The organism is Myxococcus vastator, from assembly GCF_010894475.1.
GTDB classification, from domain to species: domain Bacteria; phylum Myxococcota; class Myxococcia; order Myxococcales; family Myxococcaceae; genus Myxococcus; species Myxococcus vastator.
The window spans coordinates 1-20,299 of the sequence record NZ_JAAIYB010000108.1 but is presented as its reverse complement, the minus strand read 5'-3'; the positions used below and the strand labels follow the sequence as shown (position 1 = coordinate 20,299).

The following is a 20,299-nucleotide window of genomic DNA, read 5'->3' as shown; positions in this document are numbered from 1 at the left end:
CCGTGATGCCGGAAGGCGTTGAGCACTATGTGGGATGGCAGGACTGCGAGACGGGCGCTCCAGTCCCGCTCGCCGTGATGCCGGAAGGCGTTGAGCACGTCCCGCTGCATGATGTTGAGGTGGGTCCTCCCTTGTCCCGCTCGCCGTGATGCCGGAAGGCGTTGAGCACGCGTAGATGTCCCCAGGCCCACAGCGGACGAGCACGGGTCCCGCTCGCCGTGATGCCGGAAGGCGTTGAGCACTTGAGCCGGGCCCGGACTCGCGGGTCCTCGACGTGGGTCCCGCTCGCCGTGATGCCGGAAGGCGTTGAGCACAGCGAGAGAAGGTGGAGTCCGCCCTCTCCCGCCTCGGTCCCGCTCGCCGTGATGCCGGAAGGCGTTGAGCACTATGTGGGATGGCAGGACTGCGAGACGGGCGCTCCAGTCCCGCTCGCCGTGATGCCGGAAGGCGTTGAGCACGACTCGGTAGGCATGGCGCAGTTCCGCAGCGGCGCGGTCCCGCTCGCCGTGATGCCGGAAGGCGTTGAGCACCGTCCCGGTCCGCCTTGTACTCGTCGCGGCAGGCGGTCCCGCTCGCCGTGATGCCGGAAGGCGTTGAGCACATTACGCAGTTGGGCAATCTCCGCTTCAAGTTCAGCAAGTCCCGCTCGCCGTGATGCCGGAAGGCGTTGAGCACAGGTCTGCCCCATTCATAGAGGGGAGGGGTTACGTATGTCCCGCTCGCCGTGATGCCGGAAGGCGTTGAGCACTCCGTGGCACCTGACAGATTCACCATGTCTTGCGCGGTCCCGCTCGCCGTGATGCCGGAAGGCGTTGAGCACTACGACTCCAACCGCTTAGACCGGGCTCTGGCACCCATGTCCCGCTCGCCGTGATGCCGGAAGGCGTTGAGCACGCGAACATCTTCGCGTCCGCCGGGAACTTCTCCTTCAGTCCCGCTCGCCGTGATGCCGGAAGGCGTTGAGCACGAACGCGAGGCAGCGGAGGCGGAAACCGCCATGCTGAAGTCCCGCTCGCCGTGATGCCGGAAGGCGTTGAGCACATGGCCGCGAAGGACATCATCTTCGGCCAGACGAAGTCCCGCTCGCCGTGATGCCGGAAGGCGTTGAGCACCGGTAGTCCAGCTCCGCCCGCTTCGCCTGCCAGAGTCCCGCTCGCCGTGATGCCGGAAGGCGTTGAGCACTCGCCGCGCTTCTCGGCCGCGTCAGCGAGGTCGCGTCCCGCTCGCCGTGATGCCGGAAGGCGTTGAGCACTGCCGTTCAACCGCCGCGCGTGCGCCGCATACACGGGGGTCCCGCTCGCCGTGATGCCGGAAGGCGTTGAGCACTTGGGGTGGGCGTCCGACGCGGACAGGCTGCAGAGCGGTCCCGCTCGCCGTGATGCCGGAAGGCGTTGAGCACAGCTCGGCCCCGGCCTCGAGTGCCCCCAGGACGGCGTCCCGCTCGCCGTGATGCCGGAAGGCGTTGAGCACGGGTTGGGATTCTCCAGCACGCCGGAGCCCACGAGTGTCCCGCTCGCCGTGATGCCGGAAGGCGTTGAGCACCTACCGCCCACGCTCTCAATGAATTTCCCCAAGTGTCCCGCTCGCCGTGATGCCGGAAGGCGTTGAGCACTCACGTCTTGAGTCTGTACCCTCTCAGGCCGCATAGTCCCGCTCGCCGTGATGCCGGAAGGCGTTGAGCACTGTCCACCGAACTCCGGTGCCTGTACTGCCGCCAGTCCCGCTCGCCGTGATGCCGGAAGGCGTTGAGCACATGCCCCCGAACACGGTGTTCGGGGGCGGATTCGGTCCCGCTCGCCGCGATGCCGGAAGGCGTTGAGCACACGCCCTTCTCAAGCTCCGCCGTGGACTCGACGTGTCCCGCTCGCCGTGATGCCGGAAGGCGTTGAGCACGATAGTGGGCACGACGGCGTGCAGGTCTGGGTGGCCCCGCTCGCCGTGATGCCGGAAGGCGTTGAGCACACGGCGTAGCGGGCCATGGTGGACTCGTCCTCGGGTTGTCCCGCTCGCCGTGATGCCGGAAGGCGTTGAGCACGGGTGTAAATCCGCCGCTGGTCCGCGCGTGTCCGCCCCAGGTCCCGCTCGCCGTGATGCCGGAAGGCGTTGAGCACTCCGCCTCCAGGTCGAGGCTGCCGTAAAGCTGGTCCCGCTCGCCGTGATGCCGGAAGGCGTTGAGCACACGAACGCATTCGCCACCGGCGAGGGAACCACCAGGTCCCGCTCGCCGTGATGCCGGAAGGCGTTGAGCACTCCTCGTAGTTGATTTCGGTGAGCCCGATGGGGATGTCCCGCTCGCCGTGATGCCGGAAGGCGTTGAGCACCTCTCGGCCAGGTCCTCCGCCGTAGAACCTGCATCAAGTCCCGCTCGCCGTGATGCCGGAAGGCGTTGAGCACGTTTCCCGGTACTGGGCAGGGGAGTGCGAGCGCGGGCTGGTCCCGCTCGCCGTGATGCCGGAAGGCGTTGAGCACGTCCCCGGGTCGCTCGACAGGTACCGGGCCACCTTGGTCCCGCTCGCCGTGATGCCGGAAGGCGTTGAGCACGCCTTCGCGCTGTCCGCTTCGTTGTAGTCCCCGCCCGTCCCGCTCGCCGTGATGCCGGAAGGCGTTGAGCACCCTTGCCGTCCTCGGGCACCAAGCCGAGCAGTTGGTCCCGCTCGCCGTGATGCCGGAAGGCGTTGAGCACGACGGAGGCATTCCGCGGCGTCATGGCGGACTTCGTCCCGCTCGCCGTGATGCCGGAAGGCGTTGAGCACATCTTTGGATATGTTCGTTCGTGTCTCTCCTTGCGAGTCCCGCTCGCCGTGATGCCGGAAGGCGTTGAGCACACTCCAGCTGTCACCACCGGCTTGTTGCCGGATGTCGTCCCGCTCGCCGTGATGCCGGAAGGCGTTGAGCACAAAGCCTTCTTATTCGCGATGGTCCAGGTCATTTGGTCCCGCTCGCCGTGATGCCGGAAGGCGTTGAGCACACTTGGAGGACGCACCTGCATGGAGCCATTCAACGGGTCCCGCTCGCCGTGATGCCGGAAGGCGTTGAGCACGGTCCCAGTGCTTGGGTTCTCGCGGTAGCTTGAGTGTCCCGCTCGCCGTGATGCCGGAAGGCGTTGAGCACTGGAGCTGATCGGCCAGGGTGAGGGCCGGGCGGGTCCCGCTCGCCGTGATGCCGGAAGGCGTTGAGCACCCGCCGAGTTCACGGAAGGTCAGCTCGTAGGAGGACTTCGTCCCGCTCGCCGTGATGCCGGAAGGCGTTGAGCACCTTCAGCACTGCCATGTGTCCCGTCGGTGCCCAGTGTCCCGCTCGCCGTGATGCCGGAAGGCGTTGAGCACTCCACCATGGCCTTGTGCGTCTCGCTCTTGCTGCTGTAGTCCCGCTCGCCGTGATGCCGGAAGGCGTTGAGCACACGAGAGGCCAGACGTCCACATCTCCGGGCTTCGGGGTCCCGCTCGCCGTGATGCCGGAAGGCGTTGAGCACGTGCGCATGCTCACGATGGACGCCCCCCTGCTTCCGTGTCCCGCTCGCCGTGATGCCGGAAGGCGTTGAGCACATGAAGCGCCAGTTGGCCCGGTCGAAGGAGTATTCGTCCCGCTCGCCGTGATGCCGGAAGGCGTTGAGCACGGTTCAGCCTTAGCCACCTTGACGGGCTTGGCCTTAGTCCCGCTCGCCGTGATGCCGGAAGGCGTTGATCACCCCTTGAACTCGGTGGGGCGCAGTGGCTCGAAGCGTCCCGCTCGCCGTGATGCCGGAAGGCGTTGAGCACCTGCTTAGCGCCGCGTCCGCGTTGTCCTTCTCGGTCCCGCTCGCCGTGATGCCGGAAGGCGTTGAGCACCCCAGCGTGAAGAACTCCCGCCATTGGCAGTACCAGAGTCCCGCTCGCCGTGATGCCGGAAGGCGTTGAGCACACGCTGTGACAGCGCTTCAGCAACAAGCGATACCACTGTCCCGCTCGCCGTGATGCCGGAAGGCGTTGAGCACACGCGGTCAGCCTGCTGGATGCCTTGGGCCGCCGCAGTCCCGCTCGCCGTGATGCCGGAAGGCGTTGAGCACCACCCGACGGATGAAGTGAACTTGCTAAGGGCTCGCTCAGAAAATACCTGGCCGATTTCTACGCCCGGAGGCCGATTTTCCAAGGGTGGGAGCGCCTCTCTGGGCCAGGTAAATTGTGAGCGGGCCCTTGCCTCCGTGCTCCAATGTGCTACGAGCGACGTACCATCCTAGACACTACGTAGAACTGTGGGATCCATCCGCTCCGGAGGACTACCCACCCAGGGTGATAGACGCATAATATCTAGACGTGACTGATTTGCGCATCATGCCAAAGCCGAACACTGCTATTGGCCTATTGTGCCTCTTGTCCGCCGTGTCGCTGGGTTGCTCCAGCAGCGCCACCGGCGCGGCCAGCCGTCGCGACGCATACACGCTGGCGTCCTGCACTGACACCGTGTCGTGCTGCGTCCAGCGCAATCCAGGCGCTCCCGAAGCGTGCGGCCTCACGGCTACAGAAGCCGCCATGTACATGACAGGCGTCAAGACGGCAATGGACGAGGCGGCCAAGGAAGAAGACGCGCCAGTTGTATGGGACGACGCCCACAACGAAGCACTGCCAGAATGGAAGCGGGAGTGCATCCGGTTCTATGGCGACTGCGAGACGGAACCCGGATGGACGGGCGCCTGTTACGACTGCCTCCGGTATTGCGAGGGCCAACATGAATGGCCCACAAACCGGTGCTTCCCACCCAAGAAGAGGCGGAAATAGCCATGCCCGAGGAGCTCGATTGGGAACCCGTGCGAGCCCTCGCGCGTCGCGTGCTGAATGGCGAACGCTTGGCGCTCACGGATGACGTCCGGGAAATGCTGGAGCGCACTGCTCCCGAGGTTGGATTCACCAATGCAGACGCGGCATCCGCCCTCGCGAGTGCCGAGACAGCCGAAGCCTTCCTGCTGGAATGTGCGCGTCGCATCAAGGACGGCTCATGGCGTGTGATGCGTGCGCTTCACCGCATGTATCAGCACAAGCGGACGGGTGACTTCGACAGCGCCCGCCAGGAAATGCGGGATGTACTGGCCGTCGAAGTGGTGCCGCACTACCGCGAGATAGCGGAAGGCCAGCTCGAAGACCTTGAAGACGAGCCGTAACGACAACGGGGGCGCGACTGAGCCTGCCCCGATTCCGTGGCTCTCCCGCACTTTGTGTGATTCGCGAGCGAGGGAGCAGGCGGTGCCGGCAGGGTACCGCTGCGGCGAGTACTACTGGGAATGAGAGAGTTGTACTCGATTCCCGGTTGTCGGATAGAGCGCGTGACACGTCGCAGTCCAGCGGGAACTGTCATCGTGGTGCGTCCGGAGAGCAGCGGCGCGCGCTGTCCCTCCTGCAAGGCGTCCAGTGACACCCCGCACAGCACTTACGTCCGGCGTCCGGCCGACCTGCCTGCCGCCGGTCGCTCCGTTCAGCTTCAATTGCACGTGCGCCGCTTCTTCTGTCGAAACACGATGTGCGCTCGTCGCACCTTCGCGGAGCGCCTGCCTGGCCTGCTCGCCCCGCGTGCCCGGCGCACGCGTCGGCTCGCCACGGCGCAGCGCGCGGTAGGCATGACGGCTGGTGCAGAAGCAGGAGCCAGGCTGCTGCCGCCCCTGGCCATGCCGACGAGTCCCGACACGCTCCTGCGCTTGATGCACCGGGCTCCTCTGCCCGCGCTGCCCACGCCGCGGGTGCTCGGAGTGGATGACTGGGCCCTGCGCAAAGGCCGCACCTACGGCTCCATCCTCGTCGACCTGGAGGCACACCGCGTCGTCGACTTGTTACCTGACCGCTCGGCACCGACTGTCGCCGCATGGCTGCGTCATCATCCAGGTGTCGAACTCATCACCAGGGACCGCTCAACGGAATACGCACGCGCGGCGGCCCTCGGTGCCCCTGGCGCCCAGCAGGTGGCGGACCGCTGGCACCTGCTGCTCAACGTGCGGCAAATGGTGGAGCGCTGGCTGACGGGGACTCACGCCCGCCTGCGAGCCCTCCCTGAAGTAGTACCGGGTGCGGAGTCCTCCTCCGGGCGCCGTCACGCCAGCTTCCCCCGCACTCGTAGCGAGGAGCGTGCCGGTGAGGAGAGCCGGGCCCGCCGAGTCGCCACGTACGAAGAGGTGCGCCGTCTGCACCGGGCTGGAGAGCCTTTGCTGAGAATCAGCCGCACTCTGAGGCTGGCGCGGGCCACGGTGCGCAAGTATGCCCGCGCGGACGCCTTTCCCGAGCGCGCGGTCCGAGTGCCCGGCCCAAGTATTCTCGACCCCTTTCTGGAGCACCTGGAGCGCAGGCATTCGGCCGGGTGCGAGAACGCGCTCGTCCTCTGGCGGGAGATTCGTGCCAGGGGCTTCGGCGGCACGTCACGGCAAGTCCATCGCTGGCTGCAGACTCGGCGCACGGCTCCGGCGGGCTCGACACCCCTCACTCGCCGCGGGAACGCTCCGAATCCCAGTACCCCGCGCCCCACCGGGAGCCTTCCCTCGCCGAAGCAACTGGCCTGGCTCTGCGTCCAGCCGCAGTCCGCGCTCCTCCCCACCGAGGCAGCGACACTGGCTCGTCTCGAGCAGGATGCGGAAGCCGCTCGCGTCCTGGCACTGACACGTCGCTTCTGTGAGTTGGTACGCGAACGCGGCGTCACGCACGGTGCCAAGCCGATCTCCTCGTGCGCCACCTTCGAGCAGTGGCTGGCCGAAGCGCGCACGTGCGGCGTACGCACGGTAGAGACCTTCGCGCAGGGGCTTGAGCAGGACGGCGATGCCGTCCGGGCGGCGCTAACCACTTCCTGGAGCAACGCCCAGGCAGAGGGCCAAATCACGAAGCTCAAGTTCCTCAAACGTCAGATGTACGGCCGCGCCAGCTTCAACTTGCTGCGTCGCCGCGTGCTGCTCGCCGCCTGAGCCTACCCTTCACATAAAGTGCGGGAGAGCCGATTCCGTGGGCACCCGAGATGTGGTGGAAGGGTGTCCAATGGCCAGGAAACCGCGACCACGATTCGGTTGGGCGCGAACCAGCGTGTTTTGACCAGCGCCTACTTCGGCTACGAAGCGCCGGGGAACCCGTGGGCGCTTTGGGTTGAACGCAACAACGGCGCGCCGGGTGAGTGCCCCACCGAGACTTCGCCGCGCCCGCCGCAGCTTGTCGACGTCCACAAGGTGAAGGTGCCAGTGGACGCGACGCCGCAGGTAGGCTCCGTGCCGGGCGAGCCGACAGCGACGCTCGTCGACTTCGAGGGTGCGCTCACGACGCACAGCACGAGCCTCGCCTTCACGCCCGTGGCAGCCTCGCTCTGCCCCACCTGCGCTCTGAACGAAACCCCTCCCGAGTCGCACTTCGTGGCCTTCGAAATGAATGGCCTCTACGCGGATGGCGCCATCACCGGCCACGGCTACGCCACGTCCTGCCCCTCGCTCGACAGCTTGAAACGCCGGAAGTAACCGCGACCTGGCTCGCCCGACCGCGAGTCGGACCTGCCCAGGCCCCGACATGGGGCCCGGGCCCTCGGTGCCTTGAGCGCCCCGACGTCGGCAGCGCAGCGTTCCGGATGGGCCTGTTTTCGCGCAAGGTGCGATGGCCGCGCTGAAGACAGGCAACCATTTCGGCATGGCACACGAGCCCGCTTCGGGGGCTCTCCGGCCTGCCTGTTTGATACACATGCAGACACCAGATTTGACGGCATTGCCTGAAAAGTGCTACTGAGGAGCGCAATCAAAGCGCCTCGCTCCGCATCAAACCGTTCGAGAACCGCTGGGCGCTCACCCGAAAGATTCGAGCAGCAGCACGTTTGGGCACGTCGGTGGTGATCAACGTGGTTGTCATTGACCGGCGTCTTCCCATGACGCGCCATCTGGTTCTGCTGGGAGGTCCTTCCGCCCCCGCGGGCGGACACACTGCCCGAGCCGCCCATTCACCTGAAGCTGGAAGCGGGCGAGGGGCCCCCCGATGAGTCAGCCCGACAACGGCATCCCGGCACCCGACGCGCCTTCGGGGCACACCCGCCCGGTGGCGCTCGTTTCATCCTCCCCGATTGCACCCGCCGAGGCGCGAAGCATGGCGCCGTGGCGGATGGACCTGGCCGCCGGAGCCGGCACCAGCGCGCTCTTCGTCGGGGCCTGGTTGCTCATCAATGGCTATGAGTTCGGGACCATTGACCATGCCATCCACCTGCCCTACGTCCTTCGGGCGCAGTCACCGGACTTCCTTCTCGGGGACCCGCTCGTCGAGGCAGGCAGCCACCACCCTTCAATGCTGTGGACGGGGCTCGCGTGGATGACCCGGTGGCTGCCCATCGAGCCGCTGTACTTCGTCCTGCACCTGGCCTCGGTGCTGGGGCTCTTCTGGGGCACGGTCCTCCTGGCCCGGGCCCTCTATCCGGGGGGGCTGGGATGGTGGGCGGCCGTGCTCGCTCCGGCGGTCATGGTGGTGCCGAAGCTGACGCTCACGTGGATTCCCACCTTCGACAACCACCTGCTCAACCGAACCCTCGCGCTGGGCCCGGAGCTGCTGGCCCTGGCGCTGGCCGCGTCGGGCCGATTCCCGGCGGCCTTCCTGCTGACCGGGGCCGTGTTCATCATCCACCCGACGACGGCCAGCCATACCGCGCTGCTCATCTGGTTCGCCGCGCTCGTGGCCCGGCGTCACCATCGGGCGCTGTTCACCGGGCCGCTGTGTTTCCTGCTCGCCGCGTCGCCGCTGCTGGCGCAGATGCTCCTGAGCGGCAGCCATGGCGGGGTGCCCTTTCCCGCGCCAGATGACTGGATGCACCTCAACCGGCTCCAGCTCTTCTTCCACCACTTCCCTTCGACCTGGAGTTTCGAGGGCAACTGGGAGCGGCTGGCGCCGGTCGTCTTCATCCTGGGAGCGTGGCATGCCAGGGCGCTGCCGCGGGCGGCGGTTGGCTTCCTCCTGGGCACGTTCGTCGCCTGCCTGGTGGGCTGGGTGGGCCTGGAGTGGCTGCGTCACCCCGCCGCGCTGCACCTGCACCTGCAACAGGCCTCCCGGTTGATGAACTTCGTGGCCGCCGTCTGCGGCGCGGCGTGGGTCGTGAAGACGTGGGCCTGGCCGCTGCGCCGGCCACCGTTCGCGGCGCTGGCGCTGCTCTCCTACGTGTTGGACTACAACGTCCCCATCGTCGTCCTGGGACTTCTCGAAGGGGTGCTCGGGCGTCGACAGGAGCGGGACGTCGCCACGCCGCCGCGCTGGGCGCCCTCGGCGGCGGTGCTCGGCGTCGTGGCCAGCATGTGGCTCTTCGCCCAATTGCTCGAGCTGCCCGTGCCTCAGGTGCAGGTCCGCTTCGATGCGCTACCCGGCAGCCGGGTCATGGCCTGGTCACGCGAGCACCTGCCGGAGGATGCCGTGGTGGTCATTCCTCCGTACTTCACGCATGCCATGACGACCTACCGCTACGGCGCCCGACGCCAGGTGATTGGCACGTACAAGGACGGCTCCGAGGCCAGCTTCAGCATGGCGTTTCTTCGTCAGTGGCGGGAGCGCATGGAGGCGCTCTGTGACTGCCAGCCATTCAACGTGGCCCCGGACGCGTCCCCGCTCCAGGCGTGGCTTTCCAGTCAGGATGCCGTCCTTTTCGGCTACCGGACCGCGGATGCCTCCCGGTTCCGCGAGCTGGCCCACCGCTTCGGCGCAACCCATGCAGTGGTGGAGCGCTCGCCGCAGCACGAGGAGCACCGCATGCCGCCGCCTCCGGGGGCGGAGCACGCCCCCGTGGTACAGCCAGAACTGCCGCTGCTGTATCAAGACGATGAGTTCGCGGTGTACCGGATTGTCCCCGCGCCCTGAAACGCCGCTGGGATGAAGGGGTGACAGACTCGCGAGACTCGCGTGGCACACGCCATGCGCACTTGGGCCTGTTGGGGCTGGTGGTGGCTGGCTCCGCCGTGGGCAAGAAGGGGCTGAAGCAGGCCGCTCAGATGGCGGGGATGTGGGAGCGCGGACGCGCAAGCGGCTGCAGTTGCCGCACTCGGTGAAAGGCTCGAACTTTGGGGTGGTGACGGCCGACGCGGGGCTGACGGCCGCGCAGAATGCAGCCTTGGTGCGGGAGGCCGGCAAGCACTGCTGTTTCGGGCCGAATGCCAACCAGCCCACCGACGACGACAGGCGGCATTGGCCACACCGGACTGAGGGCTCGCCGGCCCTCCCTCCGCTTCTGGCCGCCACTTTCCTCCATGCGCACGGCGCCCCGGCCGAAACTGGACAGCCGTTGGCGGAGGATAGTGTCGAATTCCTGGCGGGTTCACTGCGCAAGGACCGGGCACGTTCGTACAGGGAGGCGCGCAGACCTGCTTTCCCCCGCCGCCCACAAGGGACAGGCGCTACATTCCCAGCAATGCCTCTCGTGTTCCTCCCTGACGCCGAGACGCTGTTCCTCTGGGGCCCCGAGCCCTTGCCACGCGCGCTCGATGGCCTGGCGGAGCTGGGCGAGCGTGCCTCCGCGCTGCTCGTGACGCCCGAGGGACTCCAGGAATGCAAGGGGCGTGGACTGCCCCTGCTCTCCACCGTGGAGCGGCTCGCGGTGGCGCGGACCTCCGAGGCCGAGTCCTTCCCCGGCTCCATCGCCCTGTGGACGCTGGCCAGCAAGCTCGCGCTGGAGCTCGTGGCGCGTGAGCGCGTCGTGCCCACCCTGCTGCGGCGGGGCGAGCGCATCGAGGCGCGCTGGGCGGCGGCGCTCTCCGCCTCCGAGGACGCCGGCCGCGTCGCCGCGCTCGCCCGGAGCATGCCGCCCGGCGCGCACGCCGTCCCCGCGGGCGCCAAGACGGACCGCGCCGTCTGGGCCCCGGACGCCTTGCTGCGCGCCTTCCTCGACGCCACCGTCGACGCCTTCGTGCGCGCCGCGCGCGGTGCGCCTTCGTTGTCGTCCCGGCGCGCGTCGACCTGGGACGAGCGCTGGCGCGAGGCGCTCACCAGCGCGCGCCGCGACTTCGCGCCGGAGGGCTTCGCCGAGCGCTCCGTCGTCGACGAGCTGACGCGCTGGAGCGAACCCGCGCTCGGCGCCAGGGACAAGCTGCGCGCGTGCTTCCGGCTGGAGCCCCCGAAGGCGGACGGCGAGCCCTTCGTGCTGAGCTTCCACCTCCAGTCCCCGGACGACCCGAGCCTGCTCGTCCCGGCCGCGGACGTCTGGAAGACGCGCGGGCGCAGCCTGGAGAAGCTCGGCCGCGCCTTTCGGGATCCGCAGGAGTCCCTGCTGGAGGCGCTCGGCCGCGCGGCCCGGCTCTTTCCTCCGCTGGCCCTGGTGCTGGAGAGCCCACGCCCCCAGGCCCTGCTGCTGGAGCCCGACACGGCGTGGACGTTCCTCTCCGAAGGCGCCCGCGCGCTCTCCGACGCGGGCTTCGGCGTCATCGTCCCGGGTGAGCTCACCTCCTCGGGCCGGCGCCGCCTGCGCCTGCGCATGCGCGTGGGCGCGGGCACGAAGGCCGCGGGGGTCGTCAGCGGCGCCGCCGGGCTCGGGCTCGACGCGCTGCTTCGCGTGGACTGGGACGCCGTGCTGGGTGACCAACCGCTCACCGCCCAGGAGCTGGCGCTGCTCGCCCGGCGCAAGGCGCCCCTGGTGCGCTTCCGCGGCGAGTGGGTCGCCGTGGCGCCCGACGAGCTCGACGCCATCCAGCGCCACCTGGCCCAGGGCCCCGGCCGCATGGCGCTGAGCGAGGCGGTGCGCGTGTCCATGCTCGGCGAGACGCGCCACGGCGAGCTCCCCGTCACCGTGCTCGCCACCGGGGCGCTGGAGGCGCGCCTGCGCCAGCTCCGCGAGGGCGGGGCCACGGCCCAGGACGCCCCCCGCGCGCTGCGCGCCACGCTGCGGCCCTACCAGGCGCGCGGCCTGCACTGGCTGGACACGCTGGCCTCATTGGGGCTCGGCGCCTGCCTCGCGGACGACATGGGCCTGGGCAAGACGGTGCAGGTGCTGGCCTTCCTGCTGCGGCGGCTCGAACAAGCGCCTGACGAGAAGCGCCCCACGCTGCTGGTGGCTCCCACCTCCGTGGTGGGCAACTGGGAGCGCGAGGTCGCCCGCTTCGCCCCCTCCCTGCGCCTGACGCCCCACTACGGCGCCGAGCGGGCCCGCGCGGCGCGCGCCTTCCCCCGCGCGCCCGGCGCCGTCGTGCTCACCACCTACGGCCTGCTGCGCCGGGACGCCGCGCTGCTCGCGGGCGTGGACTGGGGCGCGGTGGTGCTCGACGAGGCGCAGAACATCAAGAACGCGGCGTCCGCCACCGCCCGCGCGGCGCGAGCGCTGCGCGCCACCCAGCGCTTCGCGCTCACCGGCACGCCGGTGGAGAACCGCCTGGCGGAGCTGTGGTCCATCCTTGAGTTCGCCAACCCCGGCCTGCTGGGGCCGCTGGAGACGTTCCGGCGCGAGCTGGCGCTGCCCATCGAGCGCCACGGCAACCCGGAGGCCGCGGCCCGGCTGCGCCGCCTCGTGAGCCCCTTCGTCCTGCGCCGCCTCAAGAGCGACCCGGCCATCATCGCGGACCTGCCCGCCAAGAACGAGATGAAGGTCGTCTGCACGCTCACGCGCGAGCAGGCCACGCTCTACAAGGCGGTGGTGGACGAGGAGCTGCGGCGCATCGAGGAAGCCGACGGCATGGCGCGCCGGGGCCGCGTGCTCGCGCTGTTGCTGTACACGAAGCAGATCGCCAACCACCCGGCGCAGTACCTGGGGGAGTCGGGCCCCCTGCCGGGGCGCTCGGGGAAGCTGGCGCGCGTGGTGGAGATGCTGGAGGAGGCCCTGTCCGCTGGCGACAAGGCGCTCGTCTTCACGCAGTTCCGGGAGATGGGAGACAAGCTGGTGACGCACCTGTCCGAGCGCCTGGGGCACGAGGTGCTCTTCCTGCACGGCGGCACGTCCCGCAAGGCGCGCGATGAGATGGTGCGGCGCTTCCAGGAGGAGCCCCACGGCCCGCGCGTCTTCGTGCTGTCCGTCAAGGCGGGGGGCACGGGGCTCAACCTGACGGCGGCGAACCACGTGTTCCATTACGACCGCTGGTGGAACCCCGCCGTCGAGGACCAGGCCACGGACCGCGCGTACCGGATTGGCCAGACGCGCGCGGTGCAGGTCCACAAGCTGGTGTGCGCGGGCACCGTCGAGGAGAAGGTGGACCGCCTGCTCGAACAGAAGCGCCAGCTCGCCGACACCGTCGTGGGCACGGGCGAGCACTGGGTGACGGAGCTGGACACCACCGCGCTGCGCGAGCTGTTCTCCCTGTCCGAGGGCGCCGTCGCGGATGAAGGCGAGGAGGACGGGGACGCCGTGCGCGAGCGTGCCCCGCGCCCGAAGGGCCGGACGCGCGCGAGGAAGGCGGTGTCACGATGAGCGGCAGGGACTTCTGGGGCTGGCCGTCCACGCCGAAGCGCCCGCCGCCCGCGCACGGCATCAAGATGAAGAAGGCGGGCACCACCTGGTGGGGCCAGCGGTGGCTGGAGGCGCTGGAGCGCGTCCTGGGAGGAGACTCGGGGCGGCTGTCCCGGGGGCGGACGTATGCGCGGGCGGGGCGCACGCATGACCTGGTCGTCCAGCGCGGCAAGGTCACCGCGCGGGTGACGGGCTCGCGCCCGAAGCCCTATGCCATCTCGTTGACGCTCAAGCCGCATGACGATGGCGTCTGGGAGAAGGCCATCGCGGGGATGGCGGGCAAGGCGCAGTACGCCGCGGAGCTGCTCGCGGGGACGATGCCCCAGGCTATCGACGAGGTCTTCCTCGCGGCGGGCGGCAGCCTCTTCCCACGCAACCGCAAGGAGCTGATGACCGAGTGCTCGTGTCCGGACTGGGGCGACCCGTGCAAGCACGTCGCCGCGACGCACTACGTCCTGGGCGAGGCGTTGGACCGTGACCCGTTCCTCCTGTTCGAACTGCGCGGCCGGACGAAGGAGCAGGTGCTGAGCGCGCTGCGGGCCGCGCGTGGGGCGGGCTCGGCCGGAGAGGTGGAGGCGCCGCGCGGCGCGGCGAAGCGGAGGCGGGCATCGCCCGACGCGCCCGTGATTCCGAGCGTGAAGCCGGGCAAGCTGACGCGGGCCGGCTACGACGTCCCGCGTGAGCCGCTGCCGGCGCTGAGCTTCACCTTCGACGCCCCCGCCGCCCAAGGCACGGTGCTGCGGCAGTTGGGGGCGCCAGCGTCCTGGAGCGCGAAGGACGCGCCCGGGGAGGTGCTCGCGCCCCCGGTCCGCGCGGCGGCGGAGCTGGCGCGGCGCATCGCGCTCCAGGAGCCCGGGGAGCCGGACGCGCCAGCCAAGGCGCCGCGGGGCCGGAGCCGCGCGAAGCCGCCGGCGCCTCGCGCGAAACGTGGGAAGCGCGGCTGAGCGCGCGTCAGTAGACCGTGTCGCCCTTCACCACGCCGAAGCCGGACGGCTCCATGAAGACGCCGTTCACCGTGGTGCCGCCATTGTGGATGCTGGGGAAGATGGGCTGCATGCTCTGGGGGAACCCGAAGGTCGGCTTCGTGAGCGCGTCGAGGCGCCCCAACTGCTCGGCGGTCAGCTTCACCTCCAAGGCCCCCACGTTGTCCTCCAACTGCGACAGCCGCCGCGCGCCGATGATGGTCGAGCTCACCCCCGGCTGCGCCTGCACCCAGGCCAACGCCACGCGCGCCACGGTGCTCCCGTGCTCGCGGGCGATGGCGCCCAGCTCGTCAACCAAGGCGTAGGTCTTCTCGTTCAGGACATGCTCCATGAAGGCGCTCCGGTCGCCCTTCAACTGCCCGGCGTTCGCGCGGGTGTACTTGCCGCTGAGCGCGCCACTCTTCAGCGGCGACCAAGGTGTGATTCCAAGCCCGAACTCGAGCGCCATGGGCACGAGCTCCTGCTCCACGCTGCGCTCCAGCAACGAGTACTCAATCTGCAACCCGATGAAGGACGACCAGCCGCGGAAGTGCGCCAGCACGTTGGCCTGCGCAATCTTCCAGGCGGGCGTGTCTGAGACGCCGATGTAGCGGACCTTGCCCGCCCGGACGAGGTCCTCCAGGGCGGCCATCGTCTCCTCGATGGGCGTGTGGACGTCCCAGTTGTGCAGCCAGTAGAGGTCGATGTAGTCGGTCTGCAGGCGGCGCAGCGAGTTCTCCGCCGCCGAGATGATGGACTTGCGGCCCGAGCCACCGCCGTTCGGGTCCCCCGGGTAGAGGTTTCCGCTGAACTTCGTCGCAATCACCAGCCGGTCGCGCCGGGAGGGGTGGCGGCCCACGTGGTCGCCGATGATCTTCTCGGAGTGACTCTTCGTGTAGAAGTTCGCGGTGTCGATGAAGTTGCCGCCGAGCTCGATGTACCGGTCGATGATGTGCTGGGACTCCTCGACGCTGGTCCCCCAGCCGAGGTCTTCACCGAAGGTCATGGCACCGAGGCACAGCGGGCTCACGCGCAGGCCGGAACGGCCGAGCGTCACGTAGTGGTTGAGCGGCATGGTGGGCTCCAGAGGCGTGCTACATTGTGAGGACGGCGAATTAATTCAATTTGGAACTGGTTTAATGTCGAACCAGTTTCCGCGCACGGAGCCATGGCGAAAATCGACCCGGCGAGAATCTGGTCGCTCAACCACCGGCTGCTGATGACGGTGATTTCCAGCGTCGCCGCGGACATCGCGGCGCTGGGGCTCGAGACCAAGGAACTCTTTGTGCTCGCGGAGGTGGATGCACACCCCTACCCAGCCGAGCTGGCGGGCATCCTGTGCATCCCCAAGCCCTCGGTGACGCTGTACGTGAAGCGGCTCGAGGCGGCGGGGTTCCTGCGCCGTGAAATCGACACCGAGGACCTGCGGCGGCACCGGCTGCAGCTCACCCCCGCCGGACGCAAGGCGATGCAGCAGGGCACCTCGCTGCTCTCGGGGGCCTTCGGCGAGCGGCTCGGACGCCTGAGCGCCGCGCAGCAGGCGGAGCTGCGGGGCCTGCTCGAAAAGATGCTCTGACTTCCCTGCGCGCGGCGCGGCCGTGGGGGTGGTGACGGGAGTCACCAGGGCACGAACGCCTGTCACCAGCTCGCGCGCACGCGGAGGGGACCTTGGCTCCACCCGCGGCCCGCAACCGCTGGGATTGACAGGGCAGCCCGGGTGCGGCCCCTGACGCTTCGTCTGGCCCGGGAGTTGCTGTTGGGTTCAGTCCGTCTCCCGCGACACGCCCTCAACCCCATCGACTTCAGGAGTCCCTCCCATGAAAGGCATCAAGCTCGGCGGCTTGTTCAAGAGCCCCTCCGTCCCCAAGAGCCCCTCGGCCTCCGGCAGCGGGACGAACAAGCCGAGCACCCCTCCGGCCGTGGAGTCGAAGCCCACGCCCAAGCCGAGCCCCATCCAGGACGGGTTCGACGCGCAGGGCAGCAAGCCCTCCACCAGCAAGGTGAACACCCCGCCCACGCAGCAGCCGGGCAAGGATGTCACCTCGTCGTTCGGCGCGAACCCGCTGGGCTACTCGGGGCAGAACGTGCTGAACGCCTACAACATGTTCCCGGGCGGAGCGCCCCAGGGCGTGGCACTGCCCACCGCCCAGAAGCCCTTCGTCAACGCCAATGACTCGAAGGTGACGCTCAACGCTCACCAGCACCAGGGCAACACGAACCTGTCCGTCTCGCCCGCCGGTGGCCAGGGCATCCCCGCGCACTACATGCACTACCTCTCCACGGGCGAGGGCAAGTTCGCGGGCATCCAGGGCGTGCCGTTGCACCCGCGTCCGGGCGAGCCGAACACGGTGGTGACGGGCGCGCTCAACGGCTGCGCCGTCCACGCCCTGCACGACACGAAGAACAACAACCTGTCCTTCCTCCACCACGCGGACTACTCGAAGAACGGCAAGGCGGAGCTGGACGGCTTCCTCTCGCAGCACCCGAACCTCAAGCCGGCGGGGAGCCTCACGCCTGGCGACTACTCGCACCCCACCGGCAAGTACGGCGACCCGACGGGCGCCACGCCCTTCATCCAGTACTCCCAGGGAGCCGGCGGCCAGCCGGGGCAGTGGAACATCGTCGGTCAGCTCAACACCTACAAGAATGGTGGCACCCCGGGGGGCCGCCCCGAGCTGATGCGCCCCACGGACCTCCAGGTGCCTTTCATGCAGACCGTCCCGGTGGAAGTACCGTGAGCCACCGTGGGGCGCGCGGCTGAGCGGCGGGCCGCCCTGGCCATCCGTTGGATTCCAGGCGCGCGTCCGCCGCGTCCGTTCATGAGGCCACACAGGACGGTGGCCTCCGGGTGCCATGCGCCGCATCGTGCATAGGCTGCGCACGACGTATGGCCACCCTGGACCCTCCCGCTGCCTCCTGGCTCACGCGCGGTGCGCTGTTCAGCGGCAAGCTGCTCGTCATCGCTGCGGCGGTGGTGGCGCTCGTGCTGCTGCTGGCGCGGCTCTACCTCATCGTCCTGCCGACCGTGGCGGCGCTGCTGCTGTCGACCTTGCTGTATCCCCCTGTCCGGTGGCTGTCCGCCCACCGGGTGCCCCGGGCGCTCGCGACGGTGCTGGCGCTGCTGGCGCTGCTCCTGGTGGGGGCGGCGGGGATGTTCCTGCTCGTGCCCCGCATCGTCCAGCAGGTCAGCGCGGCGGGCTCGAACGTGCAGGCGGGGTTGGAGGGCCTCGTCGGGTGGATGACGCAGCAGTTCCCTGTGTCCCGGGAGCAGCTTGACGGCCTGTTCAAGCAGGGGCTCGACTTCATGAAGTCGAACGCCGGGCGTATCACCACCGGCGTCCTGGCGGGTGCCAACTTCGCCGCGCAGGCCGTGGCGGGGGGGCTGCTGACGCTGGCGCTGCTGTTCTTCTTCGTGAAGGACACGGAGCAACTCGGAGGCTGGGTGCTGGCGCGGGTGTCACCTGAGCGCAGGGACACCGTGCGCGCGGTGGGCCTGCGCGCCTGGAAGACGCTCAGCGGCTTCCTGCGCGGCGTCGTCATCATCGCGCTGGTGGACGCGGTGGGCATCGGCGCGGGCCTGGCCATCATCGGCGTGCCGCTGGTGCTCCCGCTGGCGGCGCTCACCTTCGTGGGCGGGTTCTTCCCCGTCATCGGCGCCACGCTGGCGGGCGGGGTCGCGGTGCTGGTGGCCTTCGTCACCAACGGGCCGCTCGACGCGCTCCTGGCCCTGGCCGTGGTGCTGGGCGTGCAGCAACTGGAGGGCAACGTCCTGGAGCCCGTGGTGATGGGGCGCGCGGTGCCGCTGCACCCGGTGGTCATCCTGCTGTCCATCACCGCCGGGGGCGTGCTCTTCGGCGTGGCCGGCGCCTTCCTCTCCGTGCCCGTCGCCGCGGTCCTCTCCGCCGCGGGCAACGAGCTGCGCCTGCGCGACGAGGCGCGCGTCCTGGAGAAGCCTCCGACGATTTCACCGCCGTGAGCCGACGGCGTCAGGGGAAGTGGTCCACCACCTGGGCGTTGGACCACGGATGCGCACGGGTGTGGCCGGGCCTGGAGCCGGGGTACTTGGACATGCCCGTCTCGTTGCCCAGGATGAAGCACACCGGGTACTCGCTGCCGTCCGGGGTCCTCACGCGCGTGTAGCGGCCCTGGATTTTCTCGCCGCCCGTCCAGATGCGCCCGTAGAAGAGCGTGTTGGCTGGGAGGCGGTCCATGGGCTCCTCGAGCCGGCTGGTGATGGGGCCGTCGCTGACGACGATGCTGTAGTTCGTCTGGTACGAGTCGTCCGGCTGTTGGATGTCGAGCTGGATGTGTCCGCGGGACCTCAGGTCGAGCCCGAGCTGACGCATGGACTCCAGGGCTTCGGGAGGGCAGCGCGCGGGTTCGGGCCGGACCTGCGTGCCTGAGCAGGCATTGAGACTGGCCGCTGTGAATGCAGCCAGCAAGTAACGGTGGAGTCGGGGGGCGCAGCGCGCGAGTGGCTCGGTCGTGGACATGGCATCTCCCGGCCATGGCGGCTCGGCGGTGGAAAACGGAAGGGCCGTGGCGGGCGAGCCAGTGTCGGCTGGTCCTTCGGTCCGCGCCAGTTGCTGAACGGGAGGGGACGGAGTGGGGGCGGCATGATGCGGGCCCGAGAGCATGAGTCCCCAGGCCATGCACGCAACCAATGTCAGGCCTCCGGTGACTCGCAGCCACCGGTCCGTGTGTCGCGGCTTCAGCGGGCTCGCTGGCTCCGTGCGAGGTTGCGTCTGGACCTCCGAGAACACCCGGCGCCGCAGCCAGCGACCCATGCGATGGTGCTGGACCCGGGCCGCGCGCAGGGCGCTCGCATGAAGAAGGGCCGCTTCCTCTCCCGGTGCCACGGGGCCCCAGGTGTCCTCGTCGCGTGTCGTGCGGGTCGCCGTGGAGGGCCCCTCGTACCAGCCGAACAGCGGAGCGTCCCAGTCCGGTCCCGCGTGAGCCAGGGCCTGTTGGACTTCCCGGGCGAGGTCCCCCGCGCTGCGTGGCCGGGCCTCGGGTGCGAACGCGAGCAGTCCCTCAATCCAACGTGCGAGCGGCTCGGGGACTCGCGGATTGAGGCCTCTCAAGGTGGCGGAGGTCACTGGGGCGTGCGCCTTGTCCAGGACGAGCGGCGGATACTGCTCCACCACCAACCGGTGAAAGGTGACGCCCACCGCGTACAGCTCATCCGCCACCGTGTAGAAGTAGTGCTCGGAGTGGGCGGCCTGCCGTGGAGCCTTCATGCTCCAGAGGATGGCCTGAGGACTGCGATAGGGCCCGGTCCCGGGCGGTAGCCGTGCGGCGGAGGTGATGGGGGCGGCACGGGGGTGCCAGCCCGCGCCCCAGTCCAGCACCACCAACCTTCCGCGCTGCTCGACGCGGAGGTTCTCCCCCTTGAAGTCGCGGTGAAGCACCCGTCTGCGATGCGCGGCGTCCAAGGCCCACGCGGCCTGCGCCATCAGGACGGCGACGTGTCGTGCCGTCGGATTGCGCGTCCGAGACCAGTCATACAGCGTGCGGCCTCGCACGTACTCCATCACAAGGTAGGGATAGGCGGCGGCCCCGGCGCGCCAGATTCCCTGCGCTTGCAGCCGCACCACGCCAGGATGGCGGAGCAGGTGAAGCGTTCGTGCCTCGCGCTGGAAGCGTGGGTCGCCGGGGGCGTGGGCCAGCTTGAGCGCGTAGCTGCGGCCTTCGGAGCGCGAGCGCACCTCATACACCGTGCCGTTGCCGCCACCTCCGATGCTGCGCTCCACGCGCCAGCGCTCCACGCGGGTACCGGCAGGCAGGGCCTGTGGAGACAGCACGAGGGGCCCTGGGGAAGATGAGTCCGACTCCAGTCGCATGACGGGTTCCTTCTCGGCTGTCGCGCACGTCTATGGTTTCAGGCGCGCCCATCGCGCACCTCGGCGCCGGCCCGTGTCCCAAAGCTCCAGCGCGTAGGCGTGGGGCGGGCGCTTGGGGGT

Annotated in this window: 12 protein-coding genes and 1 CRISPR repeat array; of the genes, 10 read left to right on the top strand and 2 right to left on the bottom strand. The window is 69.2% G+C overall.

The features are described from left to right. Positions 1-62: 62 nt before the first annotated feature. Positions 63-4,045: a CRISPR direct-repeat array (repeat unit 36 nt; unit sequence GTCCCGCTCGCCGTGATGCCGGAAGGCGTTGAGCAC). 265 nt (positions 4,046-4,310) lie between these two features. From G4D87_RS39375 to G4D87_RS13470, 7 genes are all read left to right on the top strand, one after another. Next, positions 4,311-4,754 (top strand): hypothetical protein, encoded by a 444-nt coding sequence (locus G4D87_RS39375; RefSeq protein WP_240358248.1) that lies wholly within the window; start codon positions 4,311-4,313, stop codon positions 4,752-4,754. A 2-nt stretch (positions 4,755-4,756) separates the two neighbouring features. After that, positions 4,757-5,134 carry a DUSAM domain-containing protein gene (locus G4D87_RS13495; protein ID WP_163782470.1) on the top strand — a complete coding sequence of 126 codons (378 nt, stop codon included), beginning with the start codon at positions 4,757-4,759 and terminating at the stop codon, positions 5,132-5,134. A 120-nt stretch (positions 5,135-5,254) separates the two neighbouring features. Next, complete coding sequence (locus G4D87_RS13490) at positions 5,255-6,913, top strand: ISL3 family transposase (protein ID WP_163782469.1); 1,659 nt, start codon at positions 5,255-5,257, stop codon at positions 6,911-6,913. Positions 6,914-6,976: 63 nt separating this feature from the next. Beyond that, a complete protein-coding gene (locus G4D87_RS13485; protein WP_240358247.1) occupies positions 6,977-7,450 on the top strand; it encodes a hypothetical protein in 474 nt (157 codons plus the stop codon). A 505-nt stretch (positions 7,451-7,955) separates the two neighbouring features. Continuing rightward, a complete protein-coding gene (locus G4D87_RS13480; protein WP_163782468.1) occupies positions 7,956-9,809 on the top strand; it encodes a DUF6798 domain-containing protein in 1,854 nt (617 codons plus the stop codon). Between the two features lie 547 nt (positions 9,810-10,356). Further along, a complete protein-coding gene (locus G4D87_RS13475) occupies positions 10,357-13,335 on the top strand; it encodes a DEAD/DEAH box helicase (protein WP_163782467.1) in 2,979 nt (992 codons plus the stop codon). Next, positions 13,332-14,318, top strand: a complete 987-nt coding sequence (locus tag G4D87_RS13470) for an SWIM zinc finger family protein (protein ID WP_163782466.1) — start codon at positions 13,332-13,334, stop codon at positions 14,316-14,318. Before G4D87_RS13475 ends, G4D87_RS13470 begins: the two co-directional genes overlap by 4 nt. A gap of 7 nt (positions 14,319-14,325) precedes the next feature. Here the strand turns inward: G4D87_RS13470 and G4D87_RS13465 are convergent, their stop codons facing one another. Then, positions 14,326-15,411, bottom strand: coding sequence for an aldo/keto reductase (locus tag G4D87_RS13465; RefSeq protein ID WP_163782465.1), 1,086 nt, complete (start codon positions 15,409-15,411; stop codon positions 14,326-14,328). Positions 15,412-15,504: 93 nt separating this feature from the next. Between G4D87_RS13465 and G4D87_RS13460 the strand changes: the two genes are divergently transcribed. From G4D87_RS13460 to G4D87_RS13450, 3 genes are all read left to right on the top strand, one after another. Then, positions 15,505-15,912: a MarR family winged helix-turn-helix transcriptional regulator gene (locus tag G4D87_RS13460; RefSeq protein WP_205507571.1), complete on the top strand. Its 408-nt coding sequence runs from the start codon at positions 15,505-15,507 to the stop codon at positions 15,910-15,912. A gap of 241 nt (positions 15,913-16,153) precedes the next feature. Continuing rightward, positions 16,154-17,074 carry a hypothetical protein gene (locus G4D87_RS13455; RefSeq protein ID WP_163782464.1) on the top strand — a complete coding sequence of 307 codons (921 nt, stop codon included), beginning with the start codon at positions 16,154-16,156 and terminating at the stop codon, positions 17,072-17,074. Between the two features lie 149 nt (positions 17,075-17,223). Next, on the top strand, positions 17,224-18,312 hold the full coding sequence (locus G4D87_RS13450; protein ID WP_240358246.1) for an AI-2E family transporter: 1,089 nt from the start codon (positions 17,224-17,226) through the stop codon (positions 18,310-18,312). A gap of 10 nt (positions 18,313-18,322) precedes the next feature. On the opposite strand, the gene G4D87_RS13445 is transcribed toward G4D87_RS13450, so the two are convergent. Continuing rightward, positions 18,323-20,179: a serine/threonine protein kinase gene (locus tag G4D87_RS13445; RefSeq protein ID WP_163782462.1), complete on the bottom strand. Its 1,857-nt coding sequence runs from the start codon at positions 20,177-20,179 to the stop codon at positions 18,323-18,325. Positions 20,180-20,299 lie beyond the last annotated feature (120 nt).